Consider the following 23,159-nt stretch of genomic DNA (forward strand, 5'->3'; position numbering starts at 1 on the left):
CCTTTGCAGTGTTTGGCCTCGTTTGCAGGGCGACGGATCTGGTCATTTACGGGTCGGATTCGCGCAAAAAACCATTCGGCTTATCTGGTCGAATGGTCACCAGTGGCACCGATAAACAAGTTTCTCCGCTGTTAACTACAAGGAATAAAAAACATGCAAATGCCAAAAACCATTCAGATCAAGAACGGCGAAAAAGTCAAACCGACGTTCTCGCAACAGGAATATGCCAACCGTCAGTCCAAGTTGCGCACTTACCTGGCACAAAACAATATCGATGCTGCGGTCTTTACCTCCTACCACAATATCAACTACTACAGCGACTTCCTGTACTGCTCGTTTGGCCGCCCCTATGCACTGGTTGTCACTCAGGAAGCCGTCGTGTCGATCAGTGCCAACATCGATGGTGGCCAGCCATGGCGCCGTACGGTCGGTACCGACAACATCATCTACACCGACTGGCAGCGTGATAACTATTTTGTCGCGATTCAGCAGGCACTGCCGAAGGCCGGGCGCATCGGCATCGAGTTCGACCACCTGAACCTGATGAACCGGGACAAACTGGCCTGCCGTTACCCGCAGGCCGAGCTGGTGGACATCGCCGCGCCGTGCATGCGCATGCGCATGATCAAGTCGGCTGAAGAACACGCGATCATCCGCCAGGGCGCCCGGGTAGCCGACATCGGTGGCGCTGCGGTGGTCGAGGCCCTGCGTGACCAGGTACCTGAGTACGAAGTGGCATTGCACGCTACCCAGGCGATGGTGCGTGAGATCGCCCGCACCTACCCGGACTCCGAGCTGATGGATACCTGGACCTGGTTCCAGTCGGGCATCAATACCGACGGCGCCCACAACCCGGTGACCTCGCGCAAGGTCAACAAGGGCGACATCCTCAGCCTCAACTGCTTCCCGATGATCGCTGGTTATTACACCGCACTGGAGCGTACGCTTTTCCTGGACCACTGTTCCGATGAGCACCTGCGCCTGTGGGAGGTCAACGTCAAGGTGCATGAGGCTGGCCTTGAACTGGTCAAGCCCGGCATGCGTTGCAGCGACATCGCCCTGCAGCTGAACGAGATCTTCCTGGAGCACGATCTGCTGCAATACCGTACGTTCGGTTACGGCCACTCGTTCGGTACGCTGAGCCATTACTATGGTCGCGAGGCAGGCCTGGAGTTGCGTGAGGACATCGACACCGTACTCGAGCCGGGTATGGTGGTGTCGATCGAGCCGATGATCATGCTGCCCGAAGGCCTGCCGGGAGCTGGCGGATACCGTGAACACGACATCCTGATCGTCAATGAGCACGGCAGTGAAAACATCACCAAGTTCCCGTACGGCCCGGAACACAACATCATCAAAAAGTGACTGAACCCGCCGCACAGTCAACCTGTGCGGCTTTCTCCCTGCACCGGCGATTTGCGCGGTGCGCCTGAAGGCGTGAACCGCGGTTGACTGAATTACGCCGGATATAACTGCTCCTCTATCGAAACCGTGAGTGATGAAGTCTCTGCGCCGGTGTGGAGGGTGGTATCCGTTTCGATCAGCATGACTGCACATTCTTCCTCGGCAATCGGCCGGTGTCGCATTTGCTTTGGAATCACGCAGAATTCTCCTGCGTTCAGGACAATGGTGCGGCTTTCGAGCTCGATGCGAAGCGTGCCAGAGACCACCGTAAACATTTCGTCTTCATGTTCATGGGCATGCCAGACGAACGCGCCTTTCAATTTCGCAATCTTGATGAAATGGTTGTTGACGCGGCCGATGACCTTGGGCTTCCAGTATCCGGTCAGCGTATCCAGTTCATGTTGCAGGTTGATGCTGTCCACCGTGTTGATCATGCGCGTACTCCCTTCTGCAAGTCAGTCTGAGGCTTGCAATCTAGAGCGGCGCGTGGCTTTTGCGTAGCGACGAATTACAATACCGGTATTAACACTGCTAATGGCCTGGCATGAACAAGAACCACACCCTTGATCTGGCGCTGCTCAGGGCCTTTGTCGAAGTGGCGGATACCGGAAGCATGAGTGTTGCATCGGTAGGGCTGCACCTGACACAAGGGGCTGTCAGCCAGCGAATAAAGCGGCTGGAGGCATTCCTCGGCTGCCCATTGCTGATGCGTGACACTCAAGGCAGTAGCCTGACCTGGCAGGGGAGGTCGTTGTTGCCTGACGCTCGTCGCCTGCTGCGGATGCATGATGCATTTTGCGCCAGTGTCGGGGCCAGGGAATCAGACGCCCCGGTGCGTCTCGGGCTCCCGTTCGATATGGCCGGCGCGCCGCTTGCTCCCGTGCTGAAGGCGTTCGGTGATGCCTTCCCCAAGGCCGAGGTAAAGATCTTCAGTGCTTCGTCCGTGGACCTCGACCAGGTGTTCGCCACGGGCGAACTCGATCTGGTGCTCAGCCAAGGCCCGGTTGATGTCGAGTTGGGCGAACGCCTGGCTGTTGATCAGCTGGTGTGGCTGGGCAACGAGACCGCATCGGCACGGCGCCCATTGGCTCTGTGCTTCCTGACGGCGAATTGCGCCTTTCGCGACACCGTTTTCCGGTGTCTTGGCGAAGCAGGTATCGTGGCAAAGGTGGTATTTGAAAATGCGTCGGTCGATACCACGTTGACCATGGTTCGCAACGGGCTGGCGGTTACGCCATGGCTGCGAAGTCTCGTTCCTGAAGATATCAGCCTGGCTGCAGCCGAATGTGGGTTACCGACACTGCCCGCGTTCGCCGTGCGGTTGCAGACGGTCGAGGATGCCAGTCGTTCCGTTTCTGGCCTCGCGGACATTATCCGGGAACATTTCAAGCGCTGAGACGGCTGCGTTTCTCATCACTGCGAAGCCGGTCCGAATGAGCAGGTCCAGATTGTTTGTTGATGTTGCCCCACGCCTGTGTACTCGACTGACGCAGGCCTACGGCTCTTGCGCAAGACCGTGCAGGTGCTCGCGCAGAAAGTCGATGAAGGCCATCGCCCGTGCCGAATGTCGCCGCTCGCGGCTGAACACCGCGCTGACGGGCAGTGCCGTGGCTTTGTAATCGTCAAGCACGCTTAGCACGCTGCCGCGTTCAACGTCTGCTTTGAAAAGCCATTGTGGCGAGAGGGAGATGCCCAAACCGCACCGTCTTGCGCCGCTCTCGTTCAGAAGCGCCACTTATTCGGGGGTGTTCACCCTGGCCCCGTTGCTCACGGGCCAGGGCCGCGAACACCATGGCGCAATCCTGCGCGAGGCGGCCGAGCTGGCAGATGCGGGGCAACTGACGATACGGGTGGACCGGCAACGGTTCGCACTGGACGAGGTAAACGACGCCTTCCGCCAGGTCGCAGAAGGCCGCGCCAAGGGCAAGACAATCATCCAGTTGTTGAGCGAATAGAATCGAGAACGTTGAACGCCAAGGTATCCGCCGATGGGGGCCGCTTTACCGAGCGGCCCCCTGACTTTGTCGTGCTGGAGAGCAGATTTCGGGAGACGCGATTCTATGGCACACGCTGAGTGGGTCAATTGCAATCGCTGGCATGCCTTGGCAATGCACTCGATATCAATGCTGCCAGCAGAACAAATACTGTGGAGATCCACAGGCAGGCCTCCAACCCGTAAGCCTGGAATACCCAGCCGGAAAGCAGCGTACCGACCAGCCGCCCTAGCGCGTTGGACATGTAGTAGAAGCCCACATCCAGCGATACCCCGTCTTCCTTGGCATAGCTGACGATCAGGTAGCTATGCAGCGACGAATTCACGGCGAACAGCACGCCGAACAGCATCAGCCCGCCAAGCACCATCCCCTGGGCCGACCAGCCTGCCGACAGGCCCACGGCGATGAGCGCCGGCAGCCCGGCAAGGGCGATCGCCCAGATGAAAGCCGCGCGACCGTCGGGCACCTGGCCGCGTTTCTTGCCAGTGATGTGGGGGGCAAGCGACTGGACGATGCCGTAGCCGATTATCCATGCAGCCAGGAAGCCGCCGACCAGCCAGAAGTCCCAGCCAAAAGCCGTGCTCAGGTACACCGGCAAAGCCACGACGAACCAGACGTCACGGGCGCCAAAGAGAAACAGCCGTGCGGCCGAAAGAATGTTGATGGCCCGGCTCTTGGACAGCATGTCGCGGAACTTCGGCTTGGCCTTGGCCTTGCCCAGGTCCTTCTTCAGCAGGATCAGGCTGCCGACCCAGATCAATGCCAGTACCGTCGCCATGGCCAGCACCGCCAGGGTGAAGCCGAGCAGGGCGAGCAGGGCGCCACCAAGGAAGAAACCCACGCCCTTGAGCGCGTTTTTCGAGCCCGTCAGGATGGCCACCCACTTGTACAGGGTGCCTTGCTGGCTGCCTGGCACCAGCAGCTTGATGGAGCTCTTGGCACTCATCTTGTTCAGGTCCTTGGCGATGCCGGACAGCGCCTGTGCCGCCATCACCCAGGGCACTGTCAGCCAGGCTGCCGGCACCGTGAGCATCAGCAGGGCCAGAACCTGCAGGCCCAAGCCTATGTTCATGGTGCGATTCAGCCCCAGGCGGGCGCCGAGGTAGCCGCCCACCAGGTTGGTGATCACGCCGAACACTTCATAGAACAGGAACAGCGCCGCGATCTGCAGCGGCGTGTAGCCCAGCGTATGGAAGTGCAGTACCACCAACATGCGCAACGCACCGTCGGTGAGGGTGAAGGCCCAGTAGTTGCCGGTAACCAGCAGGTACTGACGCACGTGTGTAGGCAGGGCTGACAACGCCTTCATGATTGCCGGTTACTCCGCCGTGCCGACCATTCGGGCCAGTTCCGCTGCACGGTTGGCGTAGCCCCACTCGTTGTCGTACCAGGCGTAGATCTTCACCTGGGTACCATTGACCACCAGGGTCGATAGCGCATCAATGATGGAGGACCGCGGGTCGGTGCGGTAGTCGATGGACACCAGCGGTCGCTGTTCGTAGCCCAGGATACCCTTCAACGGGCCTTCGGCAGCCGCCTTCAACAACGCATTTACCTCTTCGGCAGTGGTCTCGCGTGCCACTTCGAACACGCAGTCGGTCAGCGAGGCGTTGGCCAGCGGTACACGTACGGCGTGCCCATTCAGCTTGCCGCGCAGTTCAGGAAAGATCTCGGCGATTGCGGTAGCCGAGCCCGTGGTGGTCGGGATCAGGCTCATGCCCGAGGCGCGGGCGCGACGCAGGTCCTTGTGCGGTGTATCGAGGATGCTCTGGGTATTGGTCAGGTCGTGGATGGTGGTGATCGAGCCGTGGCGGATGCCCAGGTTCTCGTGAATCACCTTGACCACTGGGGCCAGGCAGTTGGTGGTGCAGGAAGCGGCGGTGACGATACGGTGCTGCGCCGGGTCGAACAGGTGCTGGTTGACGCCCATCACCACGTTCAGCGCGCCTTTCTCCTTCACTGGCGCGCAGACCACCACGCGTTTGACGCCCTGGTCCAGGTAGGCCTGGAGCACGGCTACCGACTTCATCTTGCCGCTGGCTTCGATGACCAGGTCACAGCCCGACCAGTCGGTGTCGGCGATCGCCTTGTTCGCAGTGACCTTGATGCGCTTGCCCTCGATCACCACCGAGTCGCCTTCTGCCCCGGCTTCACGCTGCCAGCGGCCGTGGACCGAATCGAAGTTGATCAGGTGGGCGTGGGTCTCGGCGTCGCCGGCCGGGTCATTGATCTGGACGAATTCGAATTCCGGCCAGCCCCAGGACGCGCGCAGCGCCAGGCGACCGATACGGCCAAACCCATTGATGCCTACTTTGATTGCCATGGTCTTGTTCTCGAGTTGTGACTTCAGATGGATCGTTGATTGACACGCCTGGACAATTCCTCGGCCGACTCCTTGCGCTCGGAGTAGCGGTCGACTAGGTAGTCGGCGCGGTCGCGTAACAGCAGGGTGAACTTCACCAGCTCTTCCATGACATCCACGACACGGTCGTAGTACGGGGACGGTTTCATGCGGCCCGTTTCGTCGAACTCCAGGTAGGCCTTGGGCACGGACGACTGGTTAGGGATGGTGAACATGCGCATCCAGCGGCCAAGCACGCGCAACTGGTTGACCACGTTGAACGACTGCGAACCACCGCATACCTGCATGACCGCAAGGGTCTTTCCCTGGGTCGGCCGTACGGCGCCCATGCTCAGGGGGATCCAGTCGATCTGCGACTTGAACACGCCGGTCATTGCACCGTGGCGTTCCGGCGAGCACCAGACCATGCCTTCGGACCACAACACCAGATCGCGCAGTTCCTTGACCATGGGGTGGTCATCGGGCACGTCATCCGCCAGTGGCAGGCCGGACGGGTTGAAGATGCGCGTCTCGGCACCGAAATGCTCCAGCAGGCGGGCGGCTTCTTCGGTCAGCAGGCGGCTGAAGGAGCGTTCGCGGGTCGATCCGTACAGCAGCAGGATGCGAGGCTTGTGGGTGGACTGTTGCGCGATTGCCAGTTTCTCGGCTGTCGGCAGATCGACCAGGTCGTTGTCGATGTTGGGAATGTGGTGTTCGGTCATGGTTTCACTCTGCAGGGTAGTGATGGATCGTGGCGCACTTCGCTCTATAGCTGGCTGCCGCCACTGAAGGCCTTCATCTCGACCGGTGCCTGGTGATTGAAATTGGCATGGGACAGGATGCTGCGGCAGCGATTGGCGGTGCAGAGGAACAGGGCTTTCAGCGTATTTCCTCGCAATGATCAGCAGCAGGCAGCGACGCGCTGAGGGCGGTCACCCATGGTGTCCAGTCGTTTGGCGCTGGTGCTCAACCATTCGCGATTGGCTTCCAGCGTGGTTACCAGGACATCGCGTACCCAGGCGGGCAGTTCTGGATGCAGGCGGTAGTAAACCCATTGGCCCTGCCTGCGGTCTTCAAGCAGGCCGCAGGAGCGCAGTTGTGCGAGGTGGCGAGAAACCTTGGGTTGGCTTTCTTCCAGGGCGCAGATCAGTTCACAGACGCACAGCTCTTCCTCGCGAGCGATTAGCAGCATCATCCGAATGCGGTTCTCGTCGGCGAGGCATTTGAAGACCTGGGTCGGGGTCAGCGAGTCAGTCATGGCAGTTCTCGGTGTTTGCTTTTCATGCTTGATATATATGGTTTTTCAAATATACGATTTTTCGCATGTATTGCAAGGCCTGCCAGATTGATTCCTGCAGACGAAAAGAAGGCCTTGCAGGAGATCGCCCAGCCCTTTGGGCTGCGCTGTCGCGCAGAGAACTCAATTCGCAAGCGCGACGCGGCCTCTGTGGGAGCGGGCGTGCCCGCGAAAAATTCAACGCGGTGGTTGGCACCGGCTGCGCCGGTGTTCGCGGCGGTTCGACGCCTCGACACGCCCGCTCCCACAGAGGCCCTGCTCAATCATCCAGCTATATGCAGTTCCATGAGGGCGGGCCAGTCCGTTCCACCGTAGCGTCCTGTCGATCAAGGCTTGACCGCCCACGCTGTGCAAATACGTTTAACATGCTCCAGGCCTGCCCCCATCGTTGAAGAGATCTGTATGGAGTTACGTCAGCTTCGCTATTTCCTGAGTGTTCTGGAGTACGGCAGCCTTGGCAGGGCTGCGCTCGAGCTAGGGGTTGGCGCCTCGGCTTTGAGCCAGCAGTTGTCGAAGCTGGAGAGCGAGGTGAGTACCCGGCTTTTGACGCGTTCGAGCACCGGCGTAGCGCCGACCGCGGCCGGACTGGCCTTCGAATACCATGCGCGTCTTGCGCTTCGTCAGGCGGAACATGCTGTGCTGGCAGCTCAAAGTGGCCGCATGAGCGGCTATGCCAGCGTGGGGCTGGCTCCGACCACGGCTTCGATTCTTGGCCTTGCCTTGATCGACAGGATGCGCGAACGCTATCCCGACATCCGGCTGCACCTGGTGGAAATGCTGTCTGGTTATCTGATGAACCAGCTCAATGCCAGGCACCTTGACCTGGCGGTGCTGTTCCAGGCAGAGACGGGGCCGCGCCTGGAGGTGCGGGGGCTGCTGACGGAGCGGCTGTTCGTGCTGGTTCCCGCACCGCTGGTCAAGGACGGCTGGGGCGAGTCGCTCACATTGCAACAGATCGCGACGTTGCCGTTGGTGATGCCCAGCAACCAGCATGGATTGCGCACGACGTTGCGCTCGATTTTCGAGCGGGCAGGGCTGGAGGCCAGCATCGTCATGGAAGTCGATGGCCTGTCGCTGTTGATGGATTGCGTGTGTGCGGGCCATGCCGCCACCATCCAGCCCGGCGCGACGGTGGCCCGGGCGCATCAGGCGGGCTTGCGCGTGTTTGCTGTCGACGAAGCCCTGGCGCAGCGTCGCAATGTGATTGTCAGCCTGACTGATGACGAGCTCTCACCGGCGGCGCTGGCTACGCGGATCGTACTGCAGGACGTTGCCCGGGAGCTGGTGGAGCAGGGCCGATGGCCAGGCGCACGGCTGCTTTGACCCAGGCGACGGGGGCGCTTGTTCCGACCCTTTAGAAAAACTGAATGCCTCCCCCCGACCATCGCGTTTCGCGGTCTGCGGGCGCTCATTAAAGTCCCCGGTCACGAGGAGCAGCCGAACATTCGGCTCTTCGTGATCTGGAGGCGAAATGATCGATGTGCTAGTCATCGGAGGGGGCAATGCCGCCCTCTGTGCCGCGCTGATGGCGCGAGAGGCCGGAGCCAGCGTGCTGCTGCTCGAGGCCGCACCCCGCGCCTGGCGTGGTGGCAACTCACAACACACGCGCAACCTGAGGTGCATGCATGATGGACCGCAGGATGTGCTGGTCGAGGCGTACCCGGAAGAAGAATTCTGGCAGGACCTGCTGAAGGTTACCGGTGGCCAGACCGACGAAAAGCTTGCGCGGCTGGTGATTCGCGCGTCCTCCAGTTGTCGCGGGTGGATGCGCCGCCATGGCGTGCATTTTCAGCCCTCATTGTCGGGTGCGCTGCACACAGCAAGGACCAACGCCTTCTTCATGGGCGGCGGCAAGGCACTGGTCAATGCCTACTTTCGCAGCGCCGAAAACCTTGGCGTACAGATACGCTACGACACGCCAGTAGCCGACATCGAACTGCAGGGCGGACGCTTCGTCGCGGCCCATGTGCCGGCGCGTGAGGTTCAGGGGCGACACCTGCCTGCCGAGCGCATCGAGGCGCGTACCTGTGTGCTTGCCGCCGGCGGCTTCGAGTCCAACCGTGAGTGGTTGCGCGAGGCGTGGGGGCAGAACGAGCGAGGGGAGTGGCCTTCGGACAATTTCCTGATCCGTGGCACGCGCTTCAATGACGGGGTGCTGTTGCGCCGCATGATCGAACAGGGCGCCGACACGATTGGCGACCCGACCCAGGCGCACATGGTGGCGATCGATGCTCGTGCGCCGTTGTACGACGGCGGCATTTGCACGCGCATCGATTGTGTTTCGCTGGGCGTGGTGGTCAACCGCGATGGCCAGCGCTTCTACGATGAAGGCGAGGATTTCTGGCCCAAGCGCTATGCCATCTGGGGGCGCCTGGTGGCGCATCAGCCTGGGCAGGTGGGGTTCTCTATCATCGACCAGAAAGCTCTCGGGCGCTTCATGCCACCGGTTTTTCCGGGTGCCACTGCCGATAGCCTGGAGGCGTTGGCCGGCCTGCTCGGTTTGCCTGTGCAGGCCTTCCTCGAAACCGTGCATGCCTACAACCGAGCCTGCCAGGTGGGCACTTTCGACCACACCCGGCTGGACGACTGCCACACCGCAGGCCTGGAACCGGCGAAAAGCCACTGGGCGCGCCCGATCGATACGCCGCCTTATTACGGCTACCCGCTGCGCCCTGGCGTGACTTTCACCTACCTGGGGCTGCGCACCGATGAAACCGCCGCCGTCCATTTCGACGGGCGTCCCAGCCCGAACCTGTTCGTTGCCGGCGAAATGATGGCGGGCAATGTACTGGGCAAGGGCTACACCGCAGGCGTCGGCATGTCCATCGGCACCGCCTTCGGCCGTATCGCCGGAACCAGCGCTGCTGCGGCGGCGGGTTACGAACATCCAGAAAAAGAGAAGAGCCATGACTGCGCAACTGCCTGAGCCACGCCAGCCTGACACCGCCGGGCCGGCCCTCGAACTGATCCCGGTGTTGAACGTCGAGGAGCAGGAAGTGGACCGGCAAATGCGGATCTGCAATGCCTGCCGTTACTGCGAGGGCTTTTGCGCGGTCTTCCCGGCGATGACCCGCAGGCTGGAGTTCGGCAAGGCCGATATCCATTACCTGGCCAACCTGTGCCACAACTGCGGCGCCTGCCTGCATGCCTGCCAGTACGCGCAGCCCCACGAATTCGCGGTGAACGTGCCCCAGGCGATGGCCAAGGTGCGGGGGCAGACATACGCCGAGTACGCCTGGCCGGCCCTCTTCGGGCGGCTGTACAGGCACAACGGCACCTATGTCGCCAGTGCATTGGCCGTAGCCTTGTCGCTGTTCCTGCTGCTGACCTTGTTCGTCAACGGCACGCTGCTGCCCGGGCGGTTGGCTGGGAATTTCTATGCGGTCTTCCCGCACAACACCCTGGCACTGATGTTCGGTAGCGTCTTTGCCGCTGCAGCGCTGGCCCTGGCGGTGGCGGTACGTCGCTTCTGGCGCTCGGTCTCGCCTGCCGAGGCGCTGGCGCAACCGGCCAAAGGGGCGGTGTTCGAGGCATCAAGCGCGGTGTTGACCCTGAAATACCTCGACGGTGGGCACGGCCAAGGTTGCAACAATGCCGATGATCGCTACACGCTCTGGCGACGTCGCTTCCACCACTTCACCTTCTACGGCTTCATGCTGTGCTTTGCCGCCACGGTGGTCGCCACCGGTTATCACTACCTGCTGGGCCAGCAGGCACCGTACCCACTGCTGAGTGCACCGGTGTTGCTCGGAACCCTGGGCGGAATTGGCTTGATTGTCGGGCCGGCCGGGTTGCTGGCGCTGAACCTGCGCAGGGCGCCGGAGCAGGGCGATGTGGCCCAGCGCCCCATGGACCGGGCCTTCATTCTGCTTCTGCTGTTGGTCAGCGCCACAGGCCTCGCCTTGCTGGGCCTGCGTGATACCGCAGCGATGGCGATCGTGCTGGCGCTTCACCTGGGGACGGTGATGGCGCTGTTCATCACGCTGCCCTATGGCAAGTTTGCCCATGGCCTGTTCCGCAGCGCGGCACTGCTCAAGTTTGCAATCGAGAAGCGCCGGCCCAACAAGCTGGGCCTGGGCGGGGAGTGAACCATGAACTCAGCCCGTATTTCCCCTGCGCCGTGCCGAGCCGGAAGCAAGGCATTTCGTTCAACGGTTGGGCCACTTGTCCAGCAGGATCGACACGAACTTCTCCGCTGCCGGCGACAGCGACGCCCCTCTGCGGTAGACCAACCCCAGGGTGCGGGTTACCTGGGGCTCGATCAGCGGCACGCTGACCAGCGTCGGGTGGTCGGCGCTGGGCATGGCCAGGCTGGGCATGGCCGACACGCCCAGCCCGGCCTCGACCATGCCCAGCGAGGTCGACAGGTGCTGAACCTCATAGAACCACTTGGGCCGCAGGTTGAGCCCGGACAGGGCATGGTCAAGCAGCATCCGGTTACCGCTAAGCCGGCCTACGCCGATCAGGCGGTAGTCGGCCAGTTCTGTCCAGGTGACGGCCTCACGGTTCGCCAGCTTGTGGTCCCTGCGGCAGGCCAGCACGAAGTGCTCCTGTACCAGGGAGACGAACTCGATGTCCGGGTGCTGGCCACTCATCATGTTGATGCCGAAATCGGCTTCACCCCGCAGCACGGCTTCGAGCCCGTCGTTGGCACTGAGGTCCAGCAGACGAATGCGGATCTTGGGGTATTGCTCGTTGTAGTCGCGGATCACCGATGGCAGGAAATAAAACGCTGCGGTCGGAATACAGGCGAGGGTTACCTGGCCGGTCTGTCGTTCTGCGAGTTCGCGAATGCTCAGGATCGAGTCTTCGAAGTCATCCAGCAGGCGCCTGGCCTTGGGCAGGAAGTCACGCCCGACGCTGGTCAGACTGACGCGACGAGTAGTGCGTTCCAGCAACGAAGTGCCCAAGCCTTCCTCGAGCTTCTTGATCCGTCGGCTCAAGGCGGGCTGGGACAGGTGCAGCGCTTCTGCGGCTTCGTGGAAGCTGCCGAGTTCGGCGATTTTCACGAAAGATCGTATGTCTTGCAGCTCATATTCCATCTCGGATCGCTCTTGGCATTGGGTTCGGTATTGATGCTCAAATCGGAACAATAACTACGATATTTGCATTGGATTGATTTATCCATCCCTGTCAATCTTTTGTCCACAGCATCAATGATGTCCATTGATCAACAAGAGTGCGAAATCATGCAACGAATTCCTTGCGTACTCATGCGCGGTGGCACCTCCAAGGGCCCCTTTTTCCATGCATGGGACCTTCCTGCCAATGTGGTCGAACGCGACGAATTGCTGATCAACCTGATGGGTTCCGGGCATGAACTGGAAATCGACGGCATCGGTGGCGGTAGCCCGCAGACCAGCAAGGTAGCGATTGTCAGCCCCTCGCTGCATGCCGACGCCGACGTCGACTACCTGTTCGTGCAGGTCATGGTCGCCCAGCGCCGGGTTGATACGGCGCCCAACTGCGGCAACATGCTGTGCGCCGTTGGCCCGTTCGCCATCGAGCAAGGTCTTGTCAAAGGCCAGGACGGCAAGACGCTGGTGCGTATTCGCAACCTGAACACCGGCACTTTCGTCAATTCGCTGGTGGAAACCCCCGGCGGCATCGTGCGCTATGAAGGCCGCACGGCGATCGATGGCGTACCGGGCACTGCCGCCCCGGTACACCTGACCTTCCTCGATGCGGTCGGCAGCAAGACCGGCAAACTGTTCCCGACTGGCAAGGCCAAGGATGTGATCGACGGCGTTGCAGTCACCTGCATCGACATGGCCATGCCGATGATGGTGGTGGAGGCCAGCCAGCTGGGCGTCACCGGCTCGGAATCCCCGGCCGAACTCGACGCCAACGGCGAACTGCTCGAGCGCCTCGAGGCGTTGCGCCTGAAGGCCGGCAAGGCCATGGGCCTGGGTGATGTCAGCGGCATGGTCATCCCCAAGCCTGTGCTGGTGTCCAAGCCCCGTTATGACGGCACGTTGCAGGTTCGCTACTTCATGCCACACAACTGCCACCGCGCCTTGGCCATCACCGGAGCGATAGGGCTGGCGACTGCCTGCGTCAGCCCAGGTACGGTGATCGGCGATCTGCTGGGCGAGGGCGCCGTGCAGTTGACCGAAGTGCGTCTGGAACATCCAAGCGGCGGTATCGATGTCGCGCTGTCGCGCAGTGGCGCAGATGGCAAGACGATTCAGGCCTCTGTGGTGCGAACCGCCCGGCGGCTGTTCTCAGGCTTCGTTTACGCGCCTACATTCCGCAGGTTGGCGGGGTAGGCCCAGGCGGTAGTCCAGACCTGTACATTCGCAACAAGCGCATCCGCACAATTTCAACAATGGGTGATGCCTCATGAGACTCGCCAAATCGCTGTACTTCCAGATCCTCTGCGTCGTCCTGCTGGGCGTGGTGGTCGGTCACTTCTGGGCGCAACAGGCCGTTGCGCTCAAGCCCCTGGGTGATGCGTTCATCAAGCTGATCAAGATGATGATCGCGCCGGTGGTCTTCTGCACCATCGTCACCGGTATCGCCGGGATGACCGACAAGCGCTCCCTCGGGCGTTTAATGAGCAAGACCTTGCTGCTGTTCCTGGTATTGACTGTTATCAGCCTGATGATCGGCCTGGCAGCGGTATACCTGTTCCGTCCTGGTGTCGGCATGAACATCGACCCTGCCACTCTCAGCACTGCGGGGCTCGGCCAGTACGCCGCATCTGCGGCGAAGCTCAGCGTGGTCGACTTCTTCATGCATATCATTCCCGACACGTTCATCGGGGCGTTCAACAAGGGTGAAGTGTTGCCGGTGCTGTTCATCGCGGTGCTCAGCGGCTTCGCCTTGTCTTCGATGGGCGAGAAGGGCAAGCCGGTACTCGATGTGCTGGAGTCTGCCTCGACCATGGTGTTTCGCATCTTTGGCTACCTGATGCGTTTCGCACCGGTCGGCGCCTTCGGTGCCCTGGCCTTCACCGTCGGGCAGTATGGTGTGACGTCCCTGGGTGCACTGGCCAAGCTGGTAGGTACGCTCTACATCGCCTGTGCGTTTTTCGTGCTGGTGGTGCTTGGCGGCATCTGCCGTGCCCATGGCTTCAGCTTGTGGAAGCTGCTGCGCTATTTCCGCGAGGAGTTTCTGGTGGTGCTCGGCACCTCGTCCACCGAGCCTGTACTGCCGCGCATGCTGGAAAAGCTGGAGAAACTGGGCTGCAAGAAAGGTGTGGTCGGGCTGGTACTGCCAACCGGTTACTCCTTCAACCTCGACGGTACTGCCATCTACCTGTCGTTGGCGGCGGTCTTCATCGCTCAAGCTTGCAACATCGACCTGAGCCTTGGCCAGACGGTGACGATGCTGGCGATCATGCTGTTGTCGTCAAAAGGCGCGGCGGGTGTGACCGGTAGTGGTTTCGTTGCGCTGGCTTCGACCTTGACCGTCATTCACGACATCCCGTTGGCAGGGCTTGCCTTGCTGATCGGCATCGATCGCTTCATGTCCGAGGCGCGTGCCCTGACCAGCCTGGCCAGCAATGCCGTGGCCACGGTGGTCATCTCGCTGTCGGAGAATGCCTGTGAGCGGGAAACCTTGCTGCGCCGCCTGAACGGCATTCCGGCTGCACCGGACGAGGCGGATATTGCGCAGGCCGACTGGTCTGCCGAGCCCCGGCATCACGGCTGAAAAGCCTCTTCACCTTCCCTAGTTGACTTAGAATCCCACTCAGCATCCCAGCGATGCCGAGTGGGGTAGGGGGCCGTCTGCCTTGCCGATGGCCGCAATAGAATAAAAACAAGAGAAAAGACCATGCTCGCACTCCTGGGCCTGATCATGGTGGTGACCTTCACCTACCTGATCATGAGCAAACGCCTGTCGCCAATCGTTGCGCTCACCGTGGTACCCATTGTCTTTGCAGTGATCGGCGGCTTCGCCCCCGAGCTGGGCAAGATGATGCTCGATGGCTTGAAAATGGTGGCGCCCTCGGCGGCCCTGTTGTTGTTCGCCATCCTGTTCTTCGGCCTGATGATCGATGCCGGCCTGTTCGACCCGCTGATCCGCAAGATCCTCAAGCGCGTCAATGGCGACCCGGTCAAGATCGCCATCGGTACCGCGCTGCTCTCGCTGTTGGTGGCGCTCGACGGTGATGGCACCACCACCTACATGATTACCTGTGCGGCCATGCTGCCGCTGTACAAGCGCATCGGCATGAACCCGATGATCCTGGCCACGGTATCCATGCTGTCGCTGAGCATCATGAGTGGCATGAGCCCTTGGGGTGGGCCGGCCACCCGGGCCATTGCCGCGCTCGGGCTGGATGCGACCGAGTATTTCATCCCGATGCTGCCCACCGTGATCGGCGGTGCGGCCTGGGTGGTGTTCACCGCGTTCCTGCTGGGCCGCGCCGAGCGCCGACGCATCGGCAACATCGCCCTGGAGTCGGGTGGCGGCAACTGCTACATCAAGGAGATCCTCGGCGAGAGCCCACATAAGCGCCCACGCCTGGCGTATGTGAACCTGGTGCTGGTGATTGCCGTCATGGCAGCGCTGGTGATGGGCGTGATGCATTCCGCACTGTTGTTCATGATCGGTTTCGTCGCGGCGCTGATGATCAACTACCCGCAGCTGGATCTGCAGAAAGAGCGCATCCTCGCCCATTCTGGCAATGCCATGACAGTGGTACTGCTGGTATTCGCCGCAGGCATCTTCGCGGGGATCTTCTCGGGTACCAAGATGGTCGATGCGCTGGCTCAGACCCTGGTCGACTGGATTCCCGAGGCGTGGAGCCACTGGTTCCCGCTGGTGGTGGCGCTGACCAGCATGCCGCTGACCTTCGTACTGTCCAACGACGCTTACTACTTTGGCGTGGTGCCGATCCTTGCCAACGCTGCGGCCGCCTACGGCATCGACCCGGTTGAAATCGCCCGCGCCTCGGTGCTGGGGCAGCCAGTGCACCTGATGAGCCCGCTGGTGGCCTCGACCTTGCTGCTGGTGGGCATGGTCGATCGCGACATCGGCGACTTCCAGAAGGCCACCGTGAAATGGGCGGTGCTGACATCACTGGTCATCACCGCACTGGCCTTGGTCACGGGTGCCTTGTCCTTCTTCGTCTGATCTGCTTCGGGCGCCGCTGGCGCCCACCTCATCCAAGAACAACAACAGAGTATCGAAAATGTCCCGAACTGTTTTCCGCCGGGCCACCTGTGGCCTGCTTTGCGGCTGGCTGCCTGTGGCCGGCGCTGCCGGATTCATCGACGACGGCAAGCTCAAGCTGCAGCTGCGCAACGTTTACTTCAACGAAAACTTCCGCGACGAACAAGGCATGAGCGCCCGCGCTGCTGCAACTGCAAAGAGCGAGCGGGTGGAATGGGCGCAGGGTTTTCTGCTCGACTACCAATCAGGGTTCACCCAAGGCCCGCTGGGCCTGGGGCTCGATGCCTTGGGGCTTGTAGGCGTCCGTCTCGATTCGGGCCGCGGCCGCAGCGGTACCGGCTTGCTGCCGGTGCATGACGATGGCCGTGCCGCGGACGAGTTCGCCAGTGCCGGGGTAACCGCCAAGGCGCGACTGGGGCAGACCATCGTCAAGCATGGCACCTTGCTGCCCAAGACACCGGTGCTGGTGTACAACGATGCACGATTGTTGCCTCAGACCTACCAGGGTACGCAGCTGACCAGTACCGATGTCGATGGCCTGACCCTGACCGCCGGCCACCTGGACCGCTTCAAGCAGCGGGACTCCTCGGACAGCACCGGTCTGTTCCTGGATGGTTATGGTGGCGGCGAGTCTGGCGATTTCAACTTTGCCGGTGCCGACTATGCCGTCAGCAAGCAGCTGCGCCTGAGCTATTTCCACGGCCAGCTCGAACACTTCTATCGCCAGGACTATGCCGGCCTGGTACACGACCTGCCGTTGGGTGGAGGGGTGTTCACCACCGACTTGCGCTATTTCAAGAGCCGCGACAGCGGAGCCGCTCATGGCGGCCAGATCGACAATGACATGTTCAGCGGGCAGTTGTCCTATACCCACTCCGGGCACACTGTCGGTGCCGGTTACCAGGTGCTCGACGGCGAGGCAGGGCTGCCGTACATCAGCGGCGCGACGGTTTACTCGTTCAGTAACGTTGGCATAGGCAAGTTCATCGAGGAGGAAGAGAAAACCTGGATGGCGAGCTACGCCTACAACTTTGCAGCGGCCGGTGTGCCCGGGCTGACCTTCATGGCGCGTTACCTGAGCGGGGACAACGGTCGTTCCGGTGAAGCCGGGCTCAGCGAGTGGGAGCGTGATGTGGAGCTTGCCTACGTGGTGCAGTCCGGGCCAGTCAAAGGGCTCGGCGTGAAACTGCGCAACTATGTATACCGCTCTGACTTTGCCCGAGGTCGTGACAGCAACCGGATTTATCTCACCTACGATATTGCGGTCTGGTAATGCGGCAGTGCGAGCATGCGCCTCAAGGAGCGCGTGCTCGCCGGGTGCTGATTGAAAATGAATTATGCGCCGGACGGCTGTGGTGCTTTTTTGCCTAACCGGATCAGCTCGTTGGAGAAACATAATCCGCAGAGGATCAGCCCGGCCCCCGGGTACAAGGTGTCTCGTGGCACTTCATTGAGGATCACGAACGCTAGAAGCGCGGCAAACAGCGGTTCAGTCAGCTCCAGTGCCTGGACTTGTGATGGCTTCAAATATTCGATGGCCTTGGTGGTACAGAAGAAGCCGAGGATAGTCGGCAACGCAGCCAGCGCCAGCAATGCCAGGACCGCTCCCAGCGACAGTTCACCAATGATGAACCCATCGGTTGCAGCTGGCATCAGCAGGTAGAGACTGCCGAAAAACAATAGTTGCCGAGTAAAATGCAGCCCCCCGGAAACGCCCATGCGCTTCATGGCAACTGAAAATGCACCGTAGCCGCAGCCCCCAGTCGCAGCGAGCATTGCACCTTGCAGCGTGAAGCCTTGGTCCAGGTCGGCTCCAAAAATCACGGCAATACCGGCTATGGTCAAACCGGCGCCTACTGTCGCATTGGCGGTGATTGGATCCTTGAGGACTATCCGTCCCAGTAATATCGAAGAAATGGACGCGCTTGCCATCAGGATCACCACGACGCCTGCCGCGGCGTAATGGCTATAGGCCGAAGTCTCAAAGTGGAACAGCACAAAAATGCCGAGAAAGGCGCAAACGGCGGCATGGAACCATTTGGCCGTATGCAGTGGCCGCTTGAGGATCAGTAGCAGTGCTGACAGCAACAGGCAGCCGAGGACTGTTTTTATCAGGGCGATGCTGCTGGAACTGAATCCACTGTTCATCAATACCTTGCTGAGTACACCGATCGTTGCATTCAGTGCAGCGGCGCAGAGTGCAAAGAGCAAGCCTTTGCTGAATTGAGATTGCATTTATACATTCCTTGTTATTTGGCTTTATGTCTTCGACCGGTCGACATGGAGGCGATTGCGGCCGGCCTGCTTGGCGATATAGAGCGCCCGGTCGGCGCGCTCAATCAGTGATGGCGCGCTGTCCAGGGCCGTACCTTTGGAGCAGGCGATGCCGATACTGGCGGTTATGTGTCCGAATGGGCTGCCTTTGTGAGGGATGGCTTGCAAGGCCAGGCGCTCGAGCATCAGCCTGGCGACGACGGCCGCTCCATCGTTGTCGGTATCGGGCAGGATTACCGCCATTTCCTCACCCCCGTAGCGTGCCAGCAGGTCGCGAGGGCGGCGAATGCAGGAGGAGAGCAGGGAGGCTATCTGCTGCAGGCAGGCATCGCCCGCCGGATGCCCGTAGGTGTCGTTGTAGGGTTTGAAATGATCGATGTCGATCATCAGCAAAGCCAGCGTGGTGCCATTGCGATGGGCCGTGCGGATTTCCTGAGTCAGCGCTTCGTCAAAGCAGCGCCGGTTGGCAAGCCCCGTGAGCGCATCGTGCATCGCCAGGCTCTCGAGCTGCTGGTTGCTGTCGAGTAGCCGTTGCTGGGTCAGTCGAAGCTCGCTTTCGATCGCATTTCGCCGGCTCATGGCGCGAATCAACAGCCAGCCAATGGCCCCGGTCAGTGCCAGCAGCACAGCGACCACCAGCGTTGACAGCAGCGCCTCGAGCCGCCAGGCCGAGAGTGCCTCCTGCTTGCCCAGCGCGACCGTTGTCACCAAAGGTAGCTTGTCGCTCTTGCGAAACGCATAGAGGCGCTCCACGCCGTCCAGGCTGGAGGTGAACGATGCAGTGCCTGCTGACTGGTCGACGAGATACTTGGTAAAGATGGGCGACTTCGAAAAGTTGCGACCCATGTCCTGTTCCCGAAACGGGTAGCGCACCAGCATGGAACCGTCGGTATAGGCCAGCCCGATGGCACCCTCATGGCCGACATCGAGTTTGCCGAATAGCTGCAGGAAGTTCTCCACGCCAAGCGTCATGGCGACAACGCCGGCGAATTCGCCATGGTCATCGTTGAACCGTCGGCTGATGGTGATCACCCATTCCTGGTTGACGCGGCTACGGATTGGCAGGCCGATGAAAGGGTCGCGGGACGGGTCGTCACGATGGTGTATGAAAATGGCGCGGTCGCTGCTGTTGGCACCGACGGGGGTCGGCTGGTTGGACGACATCAGCCAGCGTCCGTCCCTGGCGTAGATCATGATGCCGCTCATTGGCGGCATCAATGGTTGCTGGCGCTTGACCAGTTGATCCAGCCGCTCGATCTGCGCAGGTCCGGAGCCTTCGGTTTCCAGGCGCTCGACCAGCCCGAGCAGTAGCATTGAGCTCTGACGGACAATACCTTCCGAATAGGTGGACAATGCCTGGGTCAGGTTAAGGCCATGGACATTGACGTCTTCCAGGGCACGCTCGCGAGAAGCCATGACCTTCCACAGCGTTAGCGAGGCGAGAGAGCAACCGATGACCGATAGCAGTAGCACAACGAGGTGGATGTCACGCTTCACGTCAATTCACACGCCTTTTTCCCTAAAGACCAAGTTGAGCGTCGACACGCTTTAACTAACCAGACGGTCAGGAAGTAACCAATCGGTTCATGTGCAACAATATAACACCGAAGTTACCGGAATGTTCGACAGAATTACGCGTTCTGTCAGAACCCGTTCGTTATCTTCCGGCAGGGTATGCAGAAGTATGAACATGACGATTGGGCAAGTAACCCTCAACGTAGCGCACCGTCTTTTCCAAAGTTCGCGTCATGTCGGGATGGGCCAACTGATACTTTCGTTCCAGTTGCTGGCTGTCGTTCATGTCGAACCGCTGCGTCTGGATGAAGTTCAGTGACTCCGCGCTGATCGATAATCGGTTGGCCAGTCCTGGAATCGCCAACAGCCACTTCAGCAACCCTATGGGTACATGGCGGCGGGGGGGCTCTATATCCAGCGTTTGTGCCATTTGCTCAAGCATACCCTGCAGGTTCGGCGTGTGCTCATACAGCGCCAGGACCTGCCGGTTGACCATTGATGGGTCGAACGCCACGCAGGTCATCATCTTTACCAGGTAATCAACGCTGACCAGCGGCAACCAGTGCCTGGCGGAACCGGGGACAGCCTTGAACCAGCCCAGTGCCAGGTTTCTGATGAGGTCCACCAGAGGTTGACCTTCAGGGATATGCCCACTCTCGCTGTGACCACATACCGTAGCAGGATGAACGATCGAGTAATCTGCGCCTACCTCCTGCATGTAACGGATGACTGCGAAATGGGACTCCAGCTTGCTGCCTTCGTAGCCCCCGACACGGCCGTATACTGCAGGCCAATTGGTGTTTTCAGGGTGCGCGGTATCAACCCCGATACTTGCAAGATGAGTAAGGTTCTGCAGCATATAACCGCCAGCCATCAGCAAGCGGATACGCTGGCTCGCCGCAAGCCTGGCGGCCCTCAGCGCCCCTTGTACGTTGACTGCGCGGGCCTGTTCCATTGTAAGGCCCCAGGTAAACTGCGCCGCGAGGTGAAAGACCACGGCGGCCGAAGTTACGCATTGCCTGTCTGCTTCGCTGAGTCCAAGCCCATCCCTGCTGATGTCTCCTTCAACTGCGTTTAAATACGCGGGATTACCTCCCAGTTGGCCTACCTGCTCTTTGAGGCGTTCGATGTTTGCAGGGTTGCGCATGAGCACCCAGGTCTTGTGCCCTGTCGCGGTAAGATGGGCCAGCAGATGTTGACCCACAAACCCACTGCCGCCAGTGACGAAGCATTCCACGCTCATATCTGAATCCTTGTCTGGATGATCGGCGCAGGCTAAGGTGTAGAGCCTACTCTACAGTCAAGGAATTTTTATCGTGAATGTCGGAGAGTTGGAGCGCCGGAGTGGGGTGGGCCGCCATACATTGCGTTATTACGAGCAACTCGGGCTTATCGTGGCCCATCGCCAAGCCAACAATTACCGCAGCTACAGCGACCAGACCGTTGTCGATCTGGCCTTTATTCAAAGTGCCCAGAGCGGCGGTTTTTCGCTCGCCGAGATTGGCGAAATCCTTGCGGCCAAGCGCGGTAACACGATCGATTGCGCCCAAGGCGCGATGTTGGTATCCGGCAAGATGGCCGAAATTCAAGCGAAGATCAACACGCTGCAAGCCGCCTATGTCTTTCTGGATGCGGAGCGTGCAAAGCTGGAAGCCAGTGCCATTGCCAACGGTCTGACCATTCCTCGCCCTCTCTCGGTTTAGCATGGCTCGATGCTGTAGCTTGTTTATTCGCAATTATTTCTCATTTACACTTGTGTCTTGTTTTCGAGGCCTACCTCTTATCCAGGATGCATCGTGTCGTTCGATCCCGCCAAACCGTCGCTGCTGTCTACATTGGTCCGTCACTATGACGAGCTGGTAGACCACATTCGCCGGCGCTTCGGCGACAGAAGCGTGGCGCGCGATGTAGTGCATGACGTGTGTGTGCAGTTGCTTGAGCGCGGTGAGAAAGAAGACGTCAGAACCCCACTGGCCCTGCTACGAAAAATCTCCCACGACACCGCCGTGAGCCGCTATCGTAGCGATCGCCGCCGAGGCGCCTGGGTAGAGGCAATTTCCGAGCTGCCAGAGGTGGCCTGCCCGGCAGCCACCCCGGTGACCAGGTATGACAGCGCGCGCGAGTTTCAACTGCTCGTCGACGCTATCGCAGACCTCCCACCACGCTGCCAGGCTGTTTTCGTCATGCACAAGATTCACGAAATCCCCCAGGCAGAAGTCGCTGCGCGCCTCGGTATTTCCCTCAAGACTGTGGAAAAGCATCTGCGCCTGGGGTTGGCGGCGTGCAGGCAACGGCTTGGGCGCGATGAGGTGCATCCATGACCAAGCTGCCCGAACAGGCGCCATTGGACGAGGCACTGGGGCGACATCGTGAAGAGCTCAAGCAGCTGTTCCCCATGCCGCCGTTCAGGCCAGCGCCCTCCAAAGCGGTGAAGTCGGCCGGCATTACACTAGCGGTTGCGATCGCCTTTGCGGCCCTGGCGTGGCTGAACCCTGCCTACAAGAGCGAGCGTTTCGCTACCGCCATTGGTGAGCGGCGCGCTGTGCTGCTGAGCGATGGAAGCAAGCTGCTGCTCGACAGTGGCACGCATGTCGATATCAGTTGGCGTCTGCTCAGCCGCGAAGTCGACCTGCGCGCAGGGCAGGCGCTTTTCGATGTGTCCTCGGCCGTGTACCGCCCCTTCGTAGTGTCCGCTGGCATGGCGAAAGTCGAGGTGCTCGGTACGCTGTTCAATGTCCGCCGGCTGGATAACGACGCGGTGCGTGTGACCCTGGCCCGTGGGCGCGTGGACGTCACCGCTGCAACTGCAGCACAGGCGCCTGTCACCCTGAGGCCAGGGCAACAGGTCGACTCGATTGGCGGGCAACTGATGCCGGTTGCAAAGGCTGACGCCTCCAAGGCGATGGCATGGAAAGATGATCGCATCGTGTTCGAGCAGACGCCGCTGGATGAAGCGGTGTCGTTGTTGCGCCACTATCGCAAGGCCCCCATCGAGCTGAGCGACCCAAGCCTGGCCGCACTCAAGGTGACGGGGGTGTTCGAAGCGCGCAATGTCGACCTGCTACTGGATCTGCTGCCCAGCATCCTGCCTGTCGCCGTGCTGCAGGTAGGGGACGGCAGCGTCCGGATTCAACGCAAACCGACAAGAAAATAATTCTCAGGCGCAGGTAGGGTTTCTCGATCCCCATGGCGGCTACTGAAAAAGCCCAAC

General features: G+C 60.6%; 21 protein-coding genes and 3 pseudogenes. 13 read left to right on the forward strand and 11 right to left on the reverse strand.

The window, feature by feature from the left end; all coding sequences use genetic code 11:
- Positions 1-153: 153 nt before the first annotated feature.
- Positions 154-1,365: a M24 family metallopeptidase gene (locus GEV38_RS12110; RefSeq protein ID WP_015270072.1), complete on the forward strand. Its 1,212-nt coding sequence runs from the start codon at positions 154-156 to the stop codon at positions 1,363-1,365.
- 92 nt (positions 1,366-1,457) lie between these two features.
- On the opposite strand, the gene GEV38_RS12115 is transcribed toward GEV38_RS12110, so the two are convergent.
- Positions 1,458-1,838 (reverse strand): cupin domain-containing protein, encoded by a 381-nt coding sequence (locus GEV38_RS12115; protein WP_003256754.1) that lies wholly within the window; start codon positions 1,836-1,838, stop codon positions 1,458-1,460.
- 110 nt (positions 1,839-1,948) lie between these two features.
- Here GEV38_RS12115 and GEV38_RS12120 point away from each other — a divergent pair, with 110 nt between their 5' ends.
- Positions 1,949-2,800, forward strand: a complete 852-nt coding sequence (locus GEV38_RS12120; RefSeq protein WP_015270073.1) for a LysR family transcriptional regulator — start codon at positions 1,949-1,951, stop codon at positions 2,798-2,800.
- A gap of 99 nt (positions 2,801-2,899) precedes the next feature.
- Here the strand turns inward: GEV38_RS12120 and GEV38_RS12125 are convergent.
- Positions 2,900-3,103 (reverse strand): annotated as a pseudogene (locus GEV38_RS12125) (LysR substrate-binding domain-containing protein); the annotation flags it as partial.
- Between GEV38_RS12125 and GEV38_RS12130 the strand changes: the two are divergent.
- Positions 3,039-3,359, forward strand: a pseudogene (locus tag GEV38_RS12130) (zinc-binding dehydrogenase); the annotation flags it as partial. The pseudogenes GEV38_RS12125 and GEV38_RS12130 sit on opposite strands and share 65 nt — an antisense overlap.
- A gap of 124 nt (positions 3,360-3,483) precedes the next feature.
- On the opposite strand, the gene arsJ reads toward GEV38_RS12130, so the two are convergent.
- The 5 genes and pseudogenes from arsJ to GEV38_RS12150 form a co-directional block, all read right to left on the reverse strand.
- Positions 3,484-4,707 carry an organoarsenical effux MFS transporter ArsJ gene (arsJ, locus tag GEV38_RS12135; protein ID WP_054573826.1) on the reverse strand — a complete coding sequence of 408 codons (1,224 nt, stop codon included), beginning with the start codon at positions 4,705-4,707 and terminating at the stop codon, positions 3,484-3,486.
- Between the two features lie 9 nt (positions 4,708-4,716).
- Complete coding sequence (locus tag GEV38_RS12140; RefSeq protein ID WP_039612838.1) at positions 4,717-5,721, reverse strand: ArsJ-associated glyceraldehyde-3-phosphate dehydrogenase; 1,005 nt, start codon at positions 5,719-5,721, stop codon at positions 4,717-4,719.
- A gap of 23 nt (positions 5,722-5,744) precedes the next feature.
- Positions 5,745-6,461 (reverse strand): arsenical resistance protein ArsH, encoded by a 717-nt coding sequence (arsH, locus tag GEV38_RS12145; protein WP_054573825.1) that lies wholly within the window; start codon positions 6,459-6,461, stop codon positions 5,745-5,747.
- A 50-nt stretch (positions 6,462-6,511) separates the two neighbouring features.
- A pseudogene (locus GEV38_RS27680) lies at positions 6,512-6,622 on the reverse strand (arsenate reductase ArsC); the annotation flags it as partial.
- Between the two features lie 18 nt (positions 6,623-6,640).
- Positions 6,641-6,997 carry a metalloregulator ArsR/SmtB family transcription factor gene (locus GEV38_RS12150; RefSeq protein ID WP_054573824.1) on the reverse strand — a complete coding sequence of 119 codons (357 nt, stop codon included), beginning with the start codon at positions 6,995-6,997 and terminating at the stop codon, positions 6,641-6,643.
- Between the two features lie 441 nt (positions 6,998-7,438).
- On the opposite strand from GEV38_RS12150, the gene GEV38_RS12155 reads away from it, so the two are divergent.
- The 3 genes from GEV38_RS12155 to tcuB all read left to right on the forward strand — a co-directional run bounded on the left by GEV38_RS12155 (position 7,439) and on the right by tcuB (position 11,124).
- Complete coding sequence (locus GEV38_RS12155) at positions 7,439-8,359, forward strand: LysR family transcriptional regulator (protein ID WP_054573823.1); 921 nt, start codon at positions 7,439-7,441, stop codon at positions 8,357-8,359.
- Between the two features lie 148 nt (positions 8,360-8,507).
- The gene (tcuA, locus tag GEV38_RS12160; protein WP_015270080.1) at positions 8,508-9,962 is read left to right on the forward strand and encodes an FAD-dependent tricarballylate dehydrogenase TcuA; all 1,455 of its coding nucleotides are present in this window, start codon (positions 8,508-8,510) and stop codon (positions 9,960-9,962) included.
- Entirely contained in the window at positions 9,943-11,124 is a 1,182-nt protein-coding gene (gene tcuB / locus GEV38_RS12165; RefSeq protein ID WP_054573822.1) for a tricarballylate utilization 4Fe-4S protein TcuB, read from the forward strand. The genes tcuA and tcuB overlap by 20 nt, the downstream gene beginning before the upstream one ends.
- Before the next feature lie 60 nt (positions 11,125-11,184).
- Here tcuB and GEV38_RS12170 read toward each other — a convergent pair whose 3' ends face one another.
- Positions 11,185-12,078, reverse strand: a complete 894-nt coding sequence (locus tag GEV38_RS12170; protein ID WP_013972231.1) for a LysR family transcriptional regulator — start codon at positions 12,076-12,078, stop codon at positions 11,185-11,187.
- A gap of 147 nt (positions 12,079-12,225) precedes the next feature.
- On the opposite strand from GEV38_RS12170, the gene GEV38_RS12175 reads away from it, so the two are divergent.
- The 4 genes from GEV38_RS12175 to GEV38_RS12190 all read left to right on the forward strand — a co-directional run bounded on the left by GEV38_RS12175 (position 12,226) and on the right by GEV38_RS12190 (position 17,432).
- Positions 12,226-13,305 (forward strand): 4-oxalomesaconate tautomerase, encoded by a 1,080-nt coding sequence (locus tag GEV38_RS12175; RefSeq protein WP_015270082.1) that lies wholly within the window; start codon positions 12,226-12,228, stop codon positions 13,303-13,305.
- Positions 13,306-13,378: 73 nt separating this feature from the next.
- A complete protein-coding gene (dctA, locus tag GEV38_RS12180; protein WP_173895830.1) occupies positions 13,379-14,692 on the forward strand; it encodes a C4-dicarboxylate transporter DctA in 1,314 nt (437 codons plus the stop codon).
- Between the two features lie 123 nt (positions 14,693-14,815).
- Entirely contained in the window at positions 14,816-16,120 is a 1,305-nt protein-coding gene (locus GEV38_RS12185) for a CitMHS family transporter (protein WP_013972233.1), read from the forward strand.
- A 58-nt stretch (positions 16,121-16,178) separates the two neighbouring features.
- Positions 16,179-17,432, forward strand: a complete 1,254-nt coding sequence (locus GEV38_RS12190) for an OprD family porin (protein WP_054573820.1) — start codon at positions 16,179-16,181, stop codon at positions 17,430-17,432.
- 62 nt (positions 17,433-17,494) lie between these two features.
- On the opposite strand, the gene GEV38_RS12195 is transcribed toward GEV38_RS12190, so the two are convergent.
- From GEV38_RS12195 to GEV38_RS12205, 3 genes are all read right to left on the reverse strand, one after another.
- Complete coding sequence (locus GEV38_RS12195; protein WP_054573819.1) at positions 17,495-18,394, reverse strand: DMT family transporter; 900 nt, start codon at positions 18,392-18,394, stop codon at positions 17,495-17,497.
- A gap of 24 nt (positions 18,395-18,418) precedes the next feature.
- The gene (locus GEV38_RS12200) at positions 18,419-19,930 is read right to left on the reverse strand and encodes a sensor domain-containing diguanylate cyclase (protein ID WP_081014025.1); all 1,512 of its coding nucleotides are present in this window, start codon (positions 19,928-19,930) and stop codon (positions 18,419-18,421) included.
- A gap of 160 nt (positions 19,931-20,090) precedes the next feature.
- Positions 20,091-21,191, reverse strand: coding sequence for an SDR family oxidoreductase (locus GEV38_RS12205; protein ID WP_054573817.1), 1,101 nt, complete (start codon positions 21,189-21,191; stop codon positions 20,091-20,093).
- Positions 21,192-21,264: 73 nt separating this feature from the next.
- Between GEV38_RS12205 and GEV38_RS12210 the strand changes: the two genes are divergently transcribed.
- The 3 genes from GEV38_RS12210 to GEV38_RS12220 all read left to right on the forward strand — a co-directional run bounded on the left by GEV38_RS12210 (position 21,265) and on the right by GEV38_RS12220 (position 23,102).
- The gene (locus tag GEV38_RS12210; protein WP_054573816.1) at positions 21,265-21,651 is read left to right on the forward strand and encodes a MerR family transcriptional regulator; all 387 of its coding nucleotides are present in this window, start codon (positions 21,265-21,267) and stop codon (positions 21,649-21,651) included.
- A gap of 93 nt (positions 21,652-21,744) precedes the next feature.
- Complete coding sequence (locus GEV38_RS12215; protein WP_054573815.1) at positions 21,745-22,269, forward strand: RNA polymerase sigma factor; 525 nt, start codon at positions 21,745-21,747, stop codon at positions 22,267-22,269.
- Complete coding sequence (locus GEV38_RS12220; RefSeq protein WP_054573814.1) at positions 22,266-23,102, forward strand: FecR family protein; 837 nt, start codon at positions 22,266-22,268, stop codon at positions 23,100-23,102. Before GEV38_RS12215 ends, GEV38_RS12220 begins: the two co-directional genes overlap by 4 nt.
- Positions 23,103-23,159 lie beyond the last annotated feature (57 nt).

The organism is Pseudomonas sp. 13159349 (assembly GCF_013305685.1).
In the GTDB taxonomy this organism is placed as follows: domain Bacteria; phylum Pseudomonadota; class Gammaproteobacteria; order Pseudomonadales; family Pseudomonadaceae; genus Aquipseudomonas; species Aquipseudomonas asiatica.

Coding starts and splice junctions, on each gene's coding strand:
- GEV38_RS12110 (WP_015270072.1), top strand. CDS start 154: ATGCAAATGCCAAAAACCATTCAGATCAAGAACGGCGAAAAAGTCAAA.
- GEV38_RS12115 (WP_003256754.1), bottom strand. CDS start 1,838: ATGATCAACACGGTGGACAGCATCAACCTGCAACATGAACTGGATACG.
- GEV38_RS12120 (WP_015270073.1), top strand. CDS start 1,949: ATGAACAAGAACCACACCCTTGATCTGGCGCTGCTCAGGGCCTTTGTC.
- arsJ (WP_054573826.1), bottom strand. CDS start 4,707: ATGAAGGCGTTGTCAGCCCTGCCTACACACGTGCGTCAGTACCTGCTG.
- GEV38_RS12140 (WP_039612838.1), bottom strand. CDS start 5,721: ATGGCAATCAAAGTAGGCATCAATGGGTTTGGCCGTATCGGTCGCCTG.
- arsH (WP_054573825.1), bottom strand. CDS start 6,461: ATGACCGAACACCACATTCCCAACATCGACAACGACCTGGTCGATCTG.
- GEV38_RS12150 (WP_054573824.1), bottom strand. CDS start 6,997: ATGACTGACTCGCTGACCCCGACCCAGGTCTTCAAATGCCTCGCCGAC.
- GEV38_RS12155 (WP_054573823.1), top strand. CDS start 7,439: ATGGAGTTACGTCAGCTTCGCTATTTCCTGAGTGTTCTGGAGTACGGC.
- tcuA (WP_015270080.1), top strand. CDS start 8,508: ATGATCGATGTGCTAGTCATCGGAGGGGGCAATGCCGCCCTCTGTGCC.
- tcuB (WP_054573822.1), top strand. CDS start 9,943: ATGACTGCGCAACTGCCTGAGCCACGCCAGCCTGACACCGCCGGGCCG.
- GEV38_RS12170 (WP_013972231.1), bottom strand. CDS start 12,078: ATGGAATATGAGCTGCAAGACATACGATCTTTCGTGAAAATCGCCGAA.
- GEV38_RS12175 (WP_015270082.1), top strand. CDS start 12,226: ATGCAACGAATTCCTTGCGTACTCATGCGCGGTGGCACCTCCAAGGGC.
- dctA (WP_173895830.1), top strand. CDS start 13,379: ATGAGACTCGCCAAATCGCTGTACTTCCAGATCCTCTGCGTCGTCCTG.
- GEV38_RS12185 (WP_013972233.1), top strand. CDS start 14,816: ATGCTCGCACTCCTGGGCCTGATCATGGTGGTGACCTTCACCTACCTG.
- GEV38_RS12190 (WP_054573820.1), top strand. CDS start 16,179: ATGTCCCGAACTGTTTTCCGCCGGGCCACCTGTGGCCTGCTTTGCGGC.
- GEV38_RS12195 (WP_054573819.1), bottom strand. CDS start 18,394: ATGCAATCTCAATTCAGCAAAGGCTTGCTCTTTGCACTCTGCGCCGCT.
- GEV38_RS12205 (WP_054573817.1), bottom strand. CDS start 21,191: ATGAGCGTGGAATGCTTCGTCACTGGCGGCAGTGGGTTTGTGGGTCAA.
- GEV38_RS12220 (WP_054573814.1), top strand. CDS start 22,266: ATGACCAAGCTGCCCGAACAGGCGCCATTGGACGAGGCACTGGGGCGA.